We start from the raw sequence: 15,336 nt of genomic DNA on the forward strand, positions 1-15,336 counted from the left end.
ATCGACGGTCAGATTCGGCGGGCGGGCGTCAACTCTTGGTGTTGTGGCGTTCCGCGCTGTCCTCGCGCAGGCGCCGTCCCGCGGCGATGTCGGCACGTTCCTTGTCGGCGGCCTTGTCGCTCTTGCGGGTGTCCCGCGGCGGCAACTGGATGTCTTCCTCCGCCGCGATGCCGGCCTGCAGCTGGCGACTGCGCTCGAGTTCGGCGTCGAACTCGGCACCGAACAGCAGAGCGAGGTTGGCGATCCAGAGCCAGAGCAGGAACACCACGATGCCGGCGAGCGAGCCGTAGGTGCGGTCGTAGTTGGAGAAGTTCGTGACGTAGAGCCCGAACAGGAACGACGCGATCACCAGCGCCACCAGTGCCAGCAGCGCGCCCAGACTGAGCCAACGGAACTTCGGCTGCTTCGCGTTCGGAGTGGCGTAGTACAGGATCGCGATGATCAGCACCGCGGCCAGGGCCAGGATCGGCCACTTGAGGATGGACCACACAATCTGCACGGTCTCGCCGAGGCCGAGAGCACTGCTCACGGCATCCGTGACGGGCCCCGACACGATCAGGACCACGACCATGATGAGGATCAGCAGGATGCTGACGATGGTCACTACCAGCTGCATCGGGCGCAGCTTCCAAAACGGCCGACCCTCTTCGATTTCGTAGATCCGGTTCATGGCCCGGCTGAACGCGCCGACGTAGCCGGATGCCGACCAGATGGCCAGCACGATGCCGAAGACCAGGGCGAACCCGGCGGCGGGCGACGAACTGAACTGTTCGAGAGGCTCGCGCAGCACGTCGGCCGTGCCGCCGGGAGCGACCTCGTTGACGAGGTCGAGGATCGTGTCGGTGGACCGCTCACCCTGGCCGAACACACCCAGCAGCGAGATCAGCGCGATCAGCGCCGGGAACAGCGCCAGCACGGCGTAGTAGGTCAGCGACGCGGCGATGTCGGTGCACTGGTCGGCGCTGAACTCGCGCATGGTCTTGCGCAGGGCGTACTTCCAGGACGGCTTTTCCACCTCGCCCGGCGAATCCGGCTTGCGCGGATCGTCGGGCGAGGGAGCGGTGTTCTTCTTGTCACGGGCGTCGTTGCGGGCCACCGGGGTATCTCCTCGTTCGTTCTAGCGGATGGTGCCGGAGGCCGTCGTTAGCCGACGGTGCCCTGCCCGGCGTGCTTGGCCGTGTCCCGCACCTCGTCAGCGGATGACGTCGTTTCGGACTTCACGGTGCCGGCCGCATCCGTGGCCGTGCCTTTCACCGCGTCGGCGGCTTCGGCGAGTGGTTCCTTGAGGTTCTCGCCCACCTGCTTCGCCGCGTCGGCGACCTCGTGGACCAGCGGCTCGGCGGCCTCCTTCACGTTGGCCGCGATCTTCTTCTCGGCTGTGCTGGCGGGCAGCAGCGACGAGGCCAGCCAGCCGACGCCGAAGGCGATCAGGCCCACCGCGAGCGGGTTGCCTTTGGCCTGGGCGACGGCGGAATGCGCGAGCCCGGAGGCTTCGTCGGCCACCCCGCCCAGCGAATCGCCGGCGTCGGATGCCGAGCCCATCACCTTGTCTTTCATCGAGCTGAACGCGCCGCGAACCTTGGTGGACTGGCGCTGCATGATCTTGCCGGGGGTGACCTTGTCGGCCAGGGCGTCGACGTCGGCTCCTAGGCCGCGACGGGTTTGTTCGATCTGGGTCCGCAGAACCTCGGGATCGGAGCTGGTGTCGTAGGTGCTCATCGGTTTTCCTCGTTTCGTTTCAGTGCGTCAGGAATCTGCTTCAGGGAGTCGACGGTCGCGGGCGCGCCCTTGATGGCCTTCATCTCGTTGCGGCCGAGCACGAAGAGCACGGCGGCCACGATGGCCCAGACCACGGCGACGATCACGGCCGCCCAGGCGATGTCGATGACGTGTCCGAGCCCCCACCAGGCCGCGAGCGACAGGAAGAGCACGGTGAGATGGCCGGCATAACCGGCTCCGCCGAGCATCCCGGCGCCCTTGCCGGCCCGGGTAGCCGACTGCCGCACCTCGGCCTTGGCCAGCTCGACTTCCTGGCGCATGAGAACTGACACGTCGCGGGTCACCTCGCTGAGCAGGTCGCCCAGTGAAGTGTCTGCCGCCTTGCGTTCGGAGGGGGTGGGCAGGTCACTCATTTCGGTTCTCCCGGGATTCGGGATAGCCCGCCGAGAGCGGGGCGCCGGTGCCGGCGGCTGTGCCGGCTCGTGGGGGTGTGCTGACTCCGGGGGACGTGCTGACTCCGGTGGGCATGCCCGCCCCTGTCTGGGAAGCGGCCCCGGTCGGCGTGCTGGTGCCGCTCTGCGCGCCGGTGTCCGAGGACTCCTTGTTGTCGGCGATCACCGAACGGGTGAGGCGGCCGGCCAGGACCCCGGCGACGGCGGCGATGGCGATGAAGGTGCCCGGGCGGCGGCGGGCGAACCCCTTCACCTCGTCGAGCAGGCCACCCGGGTCACGCTGGTCAAGCCAGTCGGCGACGCCGGCTGCCCGTGTCGCGGCCTGGTGGGCGAGGTCGCTGGCCACGCCCTGGTTCTCGGACGACTCGGCCATCGAGCCGAATTCGTCGCCGAGCGTGCGAAGGCCGGACGCGACACGTTTCTGCTGCGCGGCGGCCTGGTCGGCGAGTTCGCTCTGCGTCTGGCGGTAGAGGTCCTTGGCCTGACGCTTGGATTCGCTCCCGACCTTGTGGAGCTCGTCTGTGGCCACCCCCGCGACATGCTGACCGGCGGCGACCGAGGTGTCCTTCACCTCGGCGGCGCGTTCTTTGGCACCTGAGCCGGATCCGGTCTCGGACGCGGTGCTAGTGTCCAGGCCGGGGGTCCCCGGGGCGGATGCAGGATATGTGTTCGACATGACTCTCCTTGATAAATCGAGGTGTGCACGACGCCTGCCTTCGACGTCTGTGTCGTGTTGGAGAATATTTTTAGTCGTCCGAATCGCGATTTCAAGCATTCTGAGAGAACCGACGAATATTCATTTCTCCGTGACGAATCACCGATTTTGCCGTCTATTAAGCGCGTCGGATTTGGCGCATCTACGTTGGAGGGGGGTAGCGATTACCTCAGAACGGGGGTATTCTCCGTTCACTCCAGCGGGCGCCCGTGTCGAGACCTCGCGACCGGGTCTCGACTCGCCCCATCTCGTTGGTCGAGCTTGTCGAGACCCGGTGAGTCGGGCTCGGGTCGTGTCCGTCGCACCGAATTGCCGCAGGGTGTCTTACGGGGTCTCGACGGGCTCGACCAACGGACGGCCGACCAACGGACGGCTCGACCGGCGGCAGAGGAGGGCGGGTGCCTAGCTGGGCGGGGGCGCCGTGCTCGCGCGCACCACGAGGTGCGTGGGCACGATGGTGGTGCCGGGACCCACCGCCGCGGGGGAGTCGATCTGGCGCAGCAGCTTCTCGATGCAGAGCCGCCCCACCTGGCCGAAGTCCTGGTGCACGGTGGTCAGCGGCGGCCAGAAGGCATCCGCCTCACGCATGTCGTCGAAGCCGACCACACTGCAGGATTCCGGCACCGACCGGCCGGCCTCGTGCATGGCCCGCATCACGCCGAGGGCCATCTGGTCGTTCGAGGCGAAGATCGCCGTCACCGACGGGTCGGCGGCCAGCGCCACCCCGTGCAGGTAGCCGCTCTGCGCGCTCCAGTCGCCCTCCAGCACGGGCGGCACCGGGGCCCCGGCCGCCTTGAGGGTGGCGCGCCAGGATGCCGTGCGGCGCCCGGCCGAGAACGACGACTCGGGCCCGGCGATGTGCCAGACCGTGCGGTGCCCAAGGTCGAGCAGGTGCTGGGTGGCCAGCCGGGCGCCCTCGGTCTGGTCGGTGTCGACCACGGTGTAGCGCTCACCGGCGTCGGAGTCGACGATCACCACGGGCAGCCCGGTCGGCACGGTCACGTCGATCCGGTCCAGGATGTGCGCTTCCATGATGATCACGATGCCGTCAACGGCCTGCTCGGCGAGCCGGTTCACGGCGCCGGCGACGGCGCCCTGGGTGGGCAGAGCCACCGGGATGAGCGTGATCGAATAGCCGGCCTCGGCGGAGGCGGTGGCGACAGCGTCGAGGGTGCGCATGTTGCCGAAGCTGGACAGGGTGAACATGATCACGCCGATGGTGCTGAACTTGCCCGACTTCAGAGCGCGGGCGGCACTGTTGGGTCGGTAGCCGATCTCGTCCATGGCGGCGAGCACCCGGTCGCGGGTGTCGGCGTCGACGTTGCTGCGACCGTTCACCACCCGGGAGACGGTCTGGGAGGAGACGCCGGCCAGAGCGGCGACATCCGCCATGGACGGCAGGCGCTGCGCGCGGGCCGGGGGAGCGGCCGGCGCGCTGTCTGTCGCGCTGTTCGGTGCCACGTGCCCTCCCCGTCCCAAAAAAGATTCCGTATGTTTACGTAAACATGCTACCGTGCTTACACGTCATGTTTACGTAAACATGATCGTCACGTTCCACCATCCATCGCATCACCCTATCGAGCCAGAGAAAAAGGCATGACGACGCTGTCAACACTCCCCCCTAGTGGCCAGACACGCAGTAAATGGGCGCAGCCGAGCCGCCGCAAGCCCAAGCCCCGCGTGCAGAAACGCGACTGGACCGGTTGGAAGTTCATCGGCCCGTTCATGATCGTGTTCGCCCTCGTGCTCATCGCCCCGGTGCTGTACTCGATCTACCTCAGCTTCTTCAAAGACCAGCTCGTCGGCGGCAACTCCTTCGTGGGCTTCGAGAACTACGGCCAGGCGCTCACCGACCCCAAGTTCTGGGAGTCGATGGGCCGGGTCACCCTGTTCTTCGTGGTGCAGGTGCCGATCATGCTCGGCATCGCCCTCTTCGCCGCCCTCGCCATCGACAGCGCCCGCCTGCACCTCTCCAGCTTCTTCCGCATCGCGATCTTCCTGCCCTACGCGGTTCCCGCCGTGGTCGCCACGCTCATGTGGGGCTTCATGTACGGCACCAAGTTCGGCCTGGTCGGCAACCTCAACGACTTCTTCGAGCTCGCCATCCCCAACCCGCTGGGCAACACCTGGGTGCTCGCCGCGATCGGCAACATCGTCACCTGGGAATTCATCGGCTACAACATGATCCTGTTCTATGCCGCCCTCCGGGTGATCCCCACCGACCTCTACGAGGCCGCGTCCCTCGACGGCGCCAACGCGTTCCGCATCATCCGCAGCATCAAACTGCCGGCGCTGCGCCCCGCGATCGTGATCGGCGGCATCTTCTCGGTGATCGGCAGCTTCCAGCTGTTCAACGAGCCGAGCATTCTGCAGTCGCTGGCGCCCAACACCATCTCCACCTATTTCTCGCCGAACATGTACGCCTACAACCTGTCGTTCTCGGGTCAGCAGTACAACTACTCGGCCACCATCGCGATCATCGTCGGCCTCATCACCGCCGTCATCGCCTACATCGTGCAGAACTCCGGTTCGCGGAAGGAGGTCTGAGATGTCGAGTGTTGACCGGGCCACAGCGCTGTCCACCACGGATGCCGCGGCCGGCCCCACAAAAGGCTCGCGGATGCCCCGCTACACCAAGGCGGCCAAGCAGACCCAGGCGCTGCACACCAAGAAGTCCATCATCCTCACCATCGTCATGGGCGCCCTGCTGATCTACAGCCTGCTGCCCCTGTTCTGGCTGTTCGTGAACTCCACCAAGACCCAGGCCGAGCTGCTCAACTCGTTCGGCCTGTGGTTCAGCGGCGACTTCGCCCTCTGGGACAACATCGTCGCCACACTCACCTACAACGACGGCGTCTTCGTGCGCTGGTTCGGCAACACGGTGCTCTACGTCGTCGTCGGCGCCGGCGGTGCCACCTTCCTCGCCGCGCTCGGCGGTTACGGCCTGGCCAAATTCAACTTCCCCGGCAAGAAGGCCGTCTTCGCGGTCGTGCTCGGCGCCGTCGCCATCCCCGGCACGGCCCTGGCGGTGCCGACCTTCCTGATGTTCAGCCAGATGGGCCTGACCAACACCCCGTGGGCGGTCATCCTGCCCTCGCTGATCAGCCCGTTCGGCCTGTACCTGATCTGGACCTACGCCATGGACGCGGTGCCCACCGAGGTGCTCGAGGCCGCGCGAATGGATGGTTCGGGCGAGTTCCGCACCTTCTTCACCATTTCGCTGAAGCTCCTGGCCCCCGGCCTCGTCACGGTGCTCTTGTTCACTCTCGTGGCCACCTGGAACAACTACTTCCTGCCCCTGATCATGCTCAGCGAACCCACCTGGTACCCGCTCACCGTCGGGCTCAAGCAGTGGAACATGCAGGCCCAGACCGTGGGCGGCGACGTCATCTACAACCTCGTCATCACCGGGTCGCTGCTCACGATCGTGCCGATCGTCGTGGCGTTCCTGTTCCTGCAGCGCTACTGGCAGTCCGGCCTCGCCGCCGGCTCCGTCAAGGCGTAACCCCCAAGACCGATCCAACCAGCCTTACCCGCACCATCCGTCATCCGCAGCACCGAACATCCGTTTACAAGGAAGTGAAAGGCACCCCATGAAAGCACCACACAGCAACACGCGCCTGCGCCGCACCGCACTCGCCGTCGCCACCGGACTCGCGCTGAGCGTCTCCCTCGCAGCCTGCGCCTCCACCGGCGGAGGCGGAGCCGAGACCGGCAACGCCGACGACATCGAAGCCGCACTGCAGGAAGAAACCACCCTCACCGTCTGGGCCTGGGCCCCGGCCGTGGAGGACATCGCCACTGCGTTCGAAAAGAAGTACCCCAACGTCACGGTCGACGTAGTCAACGCCGGCACCGGCAACGACCAGTACATCAAGCTGCAGAACGCGATCAAGGCCGGCTCGGGCGCACCCGACGTGGCCCAGATCGAGTACTACGCGCTGCCGCAGTTCGCCCTCTCCGAGGCTCTCGTCGACCTGAGCGACTTCGGCCTGGACTCGCTCGAGGACCAGTACACCGCCAGCACCTGGGGTTCGGTGAACCTTGACGGCGGCGTCTACGCTCTTCCGCAGGACTCCGGCCCCATGGCCATGTTCTACAACAAGGCCGTCTTCGACCAGTACGGCCTCACCGTGCCCACCACCTGGGACGAGTACATCGCCACCGCCGAGAAGCTGCACGCGGCCAACCCGAACGCCTACATCACCAACGACACCGGCGACGCGGGCTTCGCCACCAGCATGATCTGGCAGGCCGGCGGCCAGCCGTTCACCACCACCGACTCCACCGACGTGGCGATCAACCTGCAGGACGAGGGCTCGAAGAAGTTCGCCGATACCTGGAACCAGCTGCTCGAGAAGGACCTCATCGCGCCGACCTCCAGCTGGAGCGACGAGTGGTACCGGGGCCTGGGCGACGGCACCATCGCCACCCTCAACATCGGCGCCTGGATGCCCGGCAACCTGGAATCCGGCGTGCCGGAAGCCTCCGGAAACTGGCGCGTGGCCCCGCTGCCCGTCTACGAGGCCGGCGACACCGCCAGCGCCGAGAACGGTGGCGGCGGCGACGCCGTGCTCGCCCAGAGCAAGAACAAGCTCGCCGCGGCCGGCTTCGTCGAGTTCATGAACTCCGGTGAAGGCACCCAGATCTCCATCGACGCCGGCGGATTCCCGTCCACCGTCGCCGACCTCGAGTCCGGCGAATTCCTCGGCTACGAGAGCGAGTACTTCGGCGGCCAGAAGATCAACGAGGTCCTGGTGCAGTCCGCCAACGACGTCGTCGAGGGCTGGAGCTACCTGCCGTTCCAGGTCTACTCAAACAGCATCTTCTCCGACACCGTCGGCCAGTCCTACGCCGACAAGTCCGACCTCAACGCCGGTCTGACCGACTGGCAGAAGGCCATCGCCGCCTACGGCAACGAGCAGGGCTTCACGGTCACCGAGTAAGACCGGGCGAAGGGTGGGCCAGTCCAACCGGGCGGCCCACCCTTTGCGCAACATCAGCTTCCAACCAGAGGATCCACTTCGTGTTTCACGCCCGGCTCAGCATCACCCGCGACGACATCGTTGCCCCCGTCTCACCCCGGCTCTTCGGCTCGTTCGTCGAGCACATGGGCCGCGCGGTGTACACGGGCATCTACGAACCCGGGCACCCCACCGCTACCGTGGATGGCTTCCGCCAAGACGTGCTCGATCTCGTGCGTGAGCTGAACCCCAGCCTGATCCGCTACCCGGGCGGCAACTTCGTCTCGGGTTTCCGCTGGGAAGACAGCGTCGGGCCGCGCGCCGACCGCCCGGTGCGCCTGGACCTGGCCTGGCACTCGGTGGAGACCAACGAGGTGGGCCTGCACGAATTCGCCGACTGGGCCGACGCGGCCGGTGTCGAGATCATGCAGGCCGTGAACCTGGGCACCCGGGGCATCGCCGAGGCCGCGGCCCTGCTCGAATACGCCAACCACCCGGCCGGCACCGCGCTCAGTGACCAGCGCCAGGCCAACGGGCGCACCGAACCGTTCGACATCCGGGTCTGGTGCCTGGGCAACGAGATGGACGGCCCCTGGCAGATCGGCCACAAGACCGCCGAGGAGTACGGCCGGCTCGCCGCCGAAACCGCCCGGGTGATGAAATGGGTCGACCCCACCGTCGAACTCGTCGTCGCCGGCAGCTCCAACGCCGAAATGCCCACCTTCGGCAGCTGGGAACGCACCGTGCTCGAGCACACCATCGAGCTCGTCGACCACATCTCCCTGCACGCCTACTACGAGGAAAAGCCCGGCGACCTGGGCAGCTTCCTCGCCTCCGGCGTGGGCCTGGACCGCTTCATCGGCGACGTCGCCCAGATCATCGACGAGGTCACCGTGGCCCAGGGCCTGGACAAGTTCATCGGCATCAGCGTCGACGAGTGGAACGTCTGGGACCAGACCCGGTTCAACGAGGTCGACAAGGAACCCCTGTTCACGGGCGACTGGAATACACACCCGCGCCTGATCGAAGACGAATACAACGTCAGCGACGCCGTCGTGGTGGGCTCCCTGCTGATCTCCCTGCTGCGCAACAGCGATCGGGTCAACATGGCCAACCTCGCCCAGCTCGTGAACGTCATCGCACCGATCCGCTCCGAGCCGAACGGCCCGGCCTGGCGCCAGACCACCTTCTTCCCCTTCGCCCTCACCGCAACCGCCGCCCGCGGCGACGTGCTGGCCGCCACCATCCACTCCGACACCTACGACACCAGGGCGCACGGCACCGTCGACCTGGCGGATGCCGCGGTGACCGCTACCGACGAGGAGATCGTCTTGTTCCTCGTCAACCGGTCCAGCACCGACCCGCTCACCCTCGAAGTCGACCTGGCCGGCGCCCCCGCCGGCGCGGTGCTCTCGGCGCAGAGCCTGTTCGCGCCGGAGGGTGGTGATCGGTTCGCGACCAACGCGGTGGACCATCAGGACACCGTGCATCCGGTCGAGTTGTCGGAGGTGACGCTGGCCGACGACGGCACCGCCGCCACCGTTGTGCTGCCCGCGTTGTCCTGGTCGATTGTGCGTCTCTCCGCCCGGAGCGCAGCATGAGCGCCGTGAGCTCGACCGTCGTGACCGCGACCCGCTGGGTGCGCTGGCCCGAGGCGCACACCCTCGCCGACGGCACCGAGAGCCTGCCCGGGCACACCGCCCGGATCGGCTACGGCGCCGACTACAACCCCGAGCAGTGGCCCGAAGAGGTCTGGGCCGAGGACATGCGGCTGATGCGCGAGGCCGGCGTCAACATCGTCAGCGTCGGCATCTTCTCCTGGGCGCTACTGCAGCCCACCCCCGACAGCTGGGATTTCGGCTGGCTCGACCGCGCCATCGACCTGCTGCACGCCAACGGCATCGCCGTGGACCTCGCCACCGCCACCGCCAGCCCGCCGCCGTGGCTCACCGAGCTGCACCCGGAGGTGCTGCCGGTGAACCGGGTCGGCGAGACCATCTGGCCCGGCGGCCGCCAGCAGTGGCGCCCCACCTCACCGGTGTTCCGCCGCTACGCACTGGCCCTGGTCGAGAAGATGGCCACGCGCTACGCGGACCACCCCGCCCTGTCGATGTGGCACATCAGCAACGAACTCGGCTGCCACAACGTCTACGACTTCTCGGACGACGCGGCGAACGCATTCCGCACCTGGCTCGAGGCCCGCTACCGCACCCTCACCGAGCTCAACCGGGCCTGGGGCACGGCGTTCTGGTCGCAGAACTACTCCTCCTGGAGCCAGATCCTGCCGCCGCGCCTCGCCGCGACGCATCCGAACCCCACCCAGCAGCTCGACTTCGCCCGGTTCTCCAGCGACGCCCTCAAGGGCTACCTGGTCGCCGAGCGAGAGGTACTGCGCCAGATCACGCCCGACGTGCCGATCACCACGAACTTCATGGTGATGGGCGAGTCCCGCGGCATGGACTACGCCGACTGGGCCGGCGAGATCGACCTGGTCTCCAACGACCACTACCTGCTCGTGGCCGACCCGCAGGCATTCGACGAGCTCTCCTTCTCCGCCAACCTCACCGGCCAGATCGCCGGTCGGGCACCGTGGTTCCTGATGGAGCACTCCACCAGCGCCGTCAACTGGCAGCCGGTGAACCAGGCCAAGACACCCGGCCAGCTGCGCCGCGACAGCCTCACCCACCTGGCCCACGGCGCCGACGCGATCTGCTTCTTCCAGTGGCGCCAGTCCCTGGCCGGCGCCGAGAAGTTCCACTCCGCGATGCTCCCGCACGCGGGGGAGAACAGCTCGGTGTTCCGCAGCGTTGCCCGTTTCGGCGGCGAACTGGCCGGCCTCGCCGAGGTCGCCGGCAGCCGCACCAAGCAGGCCCGCATCGGCATCCTCTTCGACTGGGACTCCTGGTGGGCCTCCCAACTCGACTCGCACCCCACCGAGCTGCTGCGCTACAAGGCCGAGGCTATGGCCTGGTACACCGCCGCGCTCACCAACGGCCTGCAGGCCGACATCGTGCCCGCCCGGTCGGTGCTGAGCGGCCACGGCCTCGCCGGGTACGACATCGTCATCGCGCCGATGCTCTACGTGGTGCCGCAGCCGCTGGCGGATGCCCTGGCCGACTACGCCCGCACCGGCGGCCACCTGGTCGTCGGCGTGTTCTCCGGCATCGCCGACGCCGACGACCACATCCACCCCGGCGGCTACCCCGGAGCGTTCCGGGAGCTGCTCGGCGTGCGCGCCGAGGAGTTCGGCGGCCTGCAGCCGGGCCAGACCGTGCGACTCTCCGGCGACCTGCCGGCCGGGTCCACGGGGTCGCTGCTCACCCACGACGTCACGGTGGACGCCGACGTCGAGGTGCTCGCTCGATTCCTGGACGGCCCGTTCCCCGGCGTGCCGGCCGTGACCAGCCGGACGGTGTCGACAGGGACCGGCACAGCCGGCCGGGCCAGCTTCGTCGCCACGGTTCTCGACCCCGACGCCCTTGTGGCGCTGCTGGGCCGGTTCGCCGCCGCCGCCGAGATCGTCTCCCCGCTGCCGGACGCCGTGCACGGGATTGTGCAGCTCGCCGTGCGCCAATCCGACTCCACGGAGTACCTTTTTTACATCAACCACTCCGACACGGCCGTGACCGTGCCGCTGGGCACGGCCGACGGCCGGCTCGTGGCCGTCGATCTCGGCGGCAGCACCCTCGCCGCGGACTCGCTCACCCTCCCGGCCACCGGCGTCGCCGTACTCGGCCGCGCCCGAACGGCGGCCTGATCATGGGCGACTTTGCGATCGGCGACAAGGACTTCCTCCTCAACGGGGAGCCGTTCCGGGTGCTCGCCGGGGCCATCCATTATTTCCGGGTGCACCCGGATCACTGGGCCGACCGCATCCACAAGGCCCGCCTGATGGGCCTGAACACCATCGAGACCTACGTGGCCTGGAACGCGCACTCGCCGGCCCGCGGCGGTTTTGACACGACCGGGCAGCTCGACCTGGCCCGGTTTCTCGACCTGATCGCGGCCGAGGGCATGTACGCCATCGTGCGGCCCGGCCCGTTCATCTGCGCCGAGTGGGACAACGGCGGCCTGCCCGGCTGGCTGTTCACCGATCCCGCCGTGGGTGTGCGACGGAATGAGCCGCTCTACATGGCGGCTGTGGCCGAGTACTTCGCGCAGCTGCTGCCGATCGTGGCGTCCCGGCAGATCGACCGGGGCGGCCCCGTCATCCTCGTGCAGATCGAGAACGAGTACGGCGCCTACGGCGACGACAAAAGCTATCTGCGCGCGCTCGTCGAGCTCAACCGGGCCGGCGGAATCACGGTGCCGCTGACCACCATCGACCAGCCCACCGACCAGATGCTCGACGACGGCAGCCTGCCCGAGCTGCACAAGACCGGCTCGTTCGGTTCCCGCGCCACCGAGCGCCTGGCGGTGCTCCGCCGGCACCAGCCCACGGGGCCGCTGATGTGCGCCGAGTTCTGGAACGGCTGGTTCGACCACTGGGGCGCGCACCACCACACCACCTCGGCCGAGGACTCCGCCCGCGAGCTCGACGACCTGCTCGCCACCGGCGCCAGCGTGTCGCTGTACATGTTCACCGGCGGCACCAACTTCGGCTTCACCAACGGCGCCAACGACAAGGGCGTCTTCCAGCCCACCGTCACCTCCTACGACTACGACGCACCGCTCTCCGAAAGCGGCGAGATCACCGCCAAATACCTCGCCTTCCGCGAGGTGCTCGCCCGGTACGGCCCCGTGCCCGCCGAACTGCCCGCCCCGGTCGCGCCCGCCCCGGCGTTCGCGGTGGCGCTCGATGAGTCGGTCTCGCTCTGGGATGCGTTGCCCGAGCTGGCCGACGTTTCCGTTGAGCTGGTCGCCGAGCTGCCCAGCATGGATGCCCTCGGCCAGTACACCGGGTTCGCCCTGTACCGCAGCCGGCTGACTCCGGCTGCGCGGGTGCTGTCGTTCGGCGAGGTGCGTGACCGCGCCCTGGCCTTCGTCGACGGCAACCCCGTCGGCGTGCTGCAACGCGACCACCACGACCGCTCGATCAGCCTGCCCGCGGGCGAGCGCCTCGACCTGCTCGTGGAGGACCAGGGCCGGGTCAACTACGGCCCCCGCATCGGCGAAGACAAGGGCCTGATCGGCCCGGCCACCCTCGACGGCGCCGCGTTGCGGGACTGGCAGGTGCTGCCGCTCGACGTGGACGGCTTCGTCGCATCCGGCAGCGCCCTCTTCGCCCCACACCCCCGGCACACCGTGCGGGCCGGGGACCACGATCTCGACCTCGACCTGATTCTGGAGCGCGATCTGACTCCCGATCCCGACCAGGAGCGGGCGCCCGGACGCTCCGCGGTAGCGCTAGCGGTCGCGGTCGCGGCCCCGGCCGTCTCGCTCGCCGGTCCGGCGTTTGCGCGCGGCCGGTTCGCCGCCGAGCCCGGCGTCGACCTGTTCCTCAGCACCGCCGGCTGGGGCAAGGGCCAGGCCTGGATAAACGGGTTCAACCTCGGCCGGTTCTGGGACCGCGGCCCGCAGACCACCCTCTACGTGCCCGGCCCGGTGCTCCGAGCGGAGAACGAGCTGGTCATCCTGTGCCTGCACGGCACCGAGTCCACCCTGGCCCGCTTCGTCCCCCGCCCCGACCTCGGCCACACCGACTTCTAGCTGCCCGCCGCGCCCGCCCGCGCCCACCACCTCTCGCGAAAGCGGTCGTGTGGCTGCTTCGCGACACCCGAAGCAGCCACGGCACCGCTTTCGCGAGCCCCAGCACCGCATTCGCGAGTGGATGCTCCGTGGTGCCACGTGCCATATCTCGCGAGAGCGGGGGAACGGTTGCTTCGCGACACCCGAAGCAGCCACAGCACCGCTTTCGCGAGCGGTCGCCGCTGAGCCCGCAGTCCCACCCCCAGGGCTGGGGGCGAACCAACCGGGGTGTCGGTGGCAGCAAGTACGATTGACCTCGTGGTTACCGCCCTGTATCGCCGTTACCGGCCAGAGACTTTTGCCGAAATGATCGGTCAGTCCCAGGTGACCGATCCGCTCATGACCGCCCTGCGCACCAACAGGGTCAATCATGCCTATCTCTTCAGCGGGCCCCGCGGCTGTGGCAAGACCACCTCCGCCCGCATCCTCGCCCGCTGCCTCAACTGCGCAGAGGGCCCCACCGACACTCCCTGCGGAGTCTGCCCCAGCTGTGTCGAGCTCTCCCGCGACGGCAGCGGCTCCCTCGACGTGGTCGAGATCGACGCGGCCAGCCACAACGGTGTGGACGACGCCCGCGACATCCGCGAACGCGCCATCTTCGCGCCGGCCCGCGACCGCTACAAGATCTTCATCCTCGACGAGGCGCACATGGTCACCCCGCAGGGCTTCAACGCGCTGCTGAAGATCGTCGAAGAGCCGCCGGAACACGTGAAGTTCATCTTCGCCACGACCGAGCCCGAGAAGGTCATCGGGACCATCCGTTCGCGGACCCACCACTACCCGTTCCGGCTGGTACCGCCGGCGCCCATGCTCGACTACGTGCAGCAGCTCTGCGACAGCGAGAACATGACCGTGGCGCCCGGGGTGCTGCCGCTCGTGGTGCGCGCCGGCGGCGGCTCGCCCCGCGACACCCTCTCGCTGCTCGACCAGCTCATGGCCGGCTCCGAGACCGACGCCATCGAGTACGAGCGGGCCGTGGCCCTGCTCGGCTACACCCACGCAACCCTGCTCGACGACGCCATCGACTCCATCGCAGCCCGCAACTCCTCGGCCGCCTTCGACGCCGTCGACCGCGTCATCCAGACCGGCCAGGATCCCCGCCGTTTCGTCGAAGACCTGCTCGAGCGCATGCGCGACCTCATCATCGTGGCCGCGACCAGCGCCGCCGCTGCGGCGGCCGTGCTCCGCGGCGTACCGCAGGACGAACTCGACCGCATGCACGTGCAGGCCTCCAAGTTCGGTCCGGCCGAGCTGAGCCGCACCGCGGACATCCTCAACGCCGCCCTCACCGAGATGACCGGCGCCACCTCACCGCGCCTACACCTCGAGCTGATGATCGCGCGCGTGCTCATCCCCGCCACCGACGACAGCACCCGCGGCGCCCTCGCCCGCGTCGAACGCCTCGAGCGTCGCATCGGCGTCGACGGCGGCACCACGGATGCCGAGGCCGCGGCCGTTCCCGCCGCTGCGCCTCCTGCGGCCCCGCGCATTCCCGCCGCAGCACCTGCCGCCTCCGCGGCTCCGGCGGCCACCCCGCCGGTGGGAGCCCCCGCTCCAGCGGTCACCCCGGCCGCAACCGCCGGCCAGGGCTGGGCCACCCGCGTGCCCGGATCTCCGGCCCCGACCGAGCCCTCGCGGTCGGCCGCCGATACCCCGGCCCCGGTCTCTGGTACGACCCCGGTCGCCAGCGCGAAGCGAGCCTCTGATGCGCCCGCGCCTGTCGGCGTCAGTACTCCCGCCGACGCCAGCTCGGACCGCGCCGCCGCGCCCGCGGGCAGCCCCGCTGCCGGCACGAGCC

Annotated in this window: 12 protein-coding genes; 7 read left to right on the plus strand and 5 right to left on the minus strand. The window is 68.5% G+C overall.

Going from position 1 to position 15,336, the window contains the following annotated elements; all coding sequences use genetic code 11:
* Window positions 1-28: 28 nt before the first annotated feature.
* The 5 genes from CXY76_RS00805 to CXY76_RS00825 all read right to left on the minus strand — a co-directional run bounded on the left by CXY76_RS00805 (window position 29) and on the right by CXY76_RS00825 (window position 4,278).
* Window positions 29-1,096: a YihY/virulence factor BrkB family protein gene (locus tag CXY76_RS00805; RefSeq protein ID WP_233199494.1), complete on the minus strand. Its 1,068-nt coding sequence runs from the start codon at window positions 1,094-1,096 to the stop codon at window positions 29-31.
* A 47-nt stretch (window positions 1,097-1,143) separates the two neighbouring features.
* Window positions 1,144-1,719: a DUF3618 domain-containing protein gene (locus tag CXY76_RS00810; protein WP_104162378.1), complete on the minus strand. Its 576-nt coding sequence runs from the start codon at window positions 1,717-1,719 to the stop codon at window positions 1,144-1,146.
* Window positions 1,716-2,132 (minus strand): phage holin family protein, encoded by a 417-nt coding sequence (locus CXY76_RS00815; protein ID WP_104162379.1) that lies wholly within the window; start codon window positions 2,130-2,132, stop codon window positions 1,716-1,718. The genes CXY76_RS00810 and CXY76_RS00815 overlap by 4 nt, the downstream gene beginning before the upstream one ends.
* Window positions 2,125-2,847 carry a hypothetical protein gene (locus CXY76_RS00820; RefSeq protein WP_104162380.1) on the minus strand — a complete coding sequence of 241 codons (723 nt, stop codon included), beginning with the start codon at window positions 2,845-2,847 and terminating at the stop codon, window positions 2,125-2,127. Before CXY76_RS00820 ends, CXY76_RS00815 begins: the two co-directional genes overlap by 8 nt.
* A 441-nt stretch (window positions 2,848-3,288) precedes the next feature.
* Window positions 3,289-4,278 (minus strand): LacI family DNA-binding transcriptional regulator, encoded by a 990-nt coding sequence (locus tag CXY76_RS00825; RefSeq protein WP_104162388.1) that lies wholly within the window; start codon window positions 4,276-4,278, stop codon window positions 3,289-3,291.
* 204 nt (window positions 4,279-4,482) lie between these two features.
* On the opposite strand from CXY76_RS00825, the gene CXY76_RS00830 reads away from it, so the two are divergent.
* From CXY76_RS00830 to CXY76_RS00860, 7 genes are all read left to right on the plus strand, one after another.
* Entirely contained in the window at window positions 4,483-5,433 is a 951-nt protein-coding gene (locus CXY76_RS00830) for a carbohydrate ABC transporter permease (RefSeq protein WP_104162381.1), read from the plus strand.
* 73 nt (window positions 5,434-5,506) lie between these two features.
* Window positions 5,507-6,391, plus strand: coding sequence for a carbohydrate ABC transporter permease (locus CXY76_RS00835; RefSeq protein ID WP_104162389.1), 885 nt, complete (start codon window positions 5,507-5,509; stop codon window positions 6,389-6,391).
* An 88-nt stretch (window positions 6,392-6,479) separates the two neighbouring features.
* The gene (locus CXY76_RS00840) at window positions 6,480-7,832 is read left to right on the plus strand and encodes an ABC transporter substrate-binding protein (RefSeq protein ID WP_104162382.1); all 1,353 of its coding nucleotides are present in this window, start codon (window positions 6,480-6,482) and stop codon (window positions 7,830-7,832) included.
* Window positions 7,833-7,912: 80 nt separating this feature from the next.
* Window positions 7,913-9,451, plus strand: coding sequence for an alpha-N-arabinofuranosidase (locus tag CXY76_RS00845; RefSeq protein ID WP_199190157.1), 1,539 nt, complete (start codon window positions 7,913-7,915; stop codon window positions 9,449-9,451).
* Window positions 9,448-11,607 (plus strand): beta-galactosidase, encoded by a 2,160-nt coding sequence (locus tag CXY76_RS00850; protein WP_104162383.1) that lies wholly within the window; start codon window positions 9,448-9,450, stop codon window positions 11,605-11,607. Before CXY76_RS00845 ends, CXY76_RS00850 begins: the two co-directional genes overlap by 4 nt.
* A 2-nt stretch (window positions 11,608-11,609) precedes the next feature.
* Entirely contained in the window at window positions 11,610-13,499 is a 1,890-nt protein-coding gene (locus CXY76_RS00855) for a glycoside hydrolase family 35 protein (protein ID WP_104162384.1), read from the plus strand.
* A gap of 297 nt (window positions 13,500-13,796) precedes the next feature.
* Window positions 13,797-15,336: DNA polymerase III subunit gamma and tau (locus CXY76_RS00860; protein WP_146073326.1), on the plus strand; the 1,540-nt coding region annotated here is incomplete at its 3' end.

Origin of the sequence: Cryobacterium sp. N22 (genome assembly GCF_002929555.1) — a bacterium.
Classification (GTDB): Bacteria; Actinomycetota; Actinomycetes; order Actinomycetales; family Microbacteriaceae; genus Cryobacterium.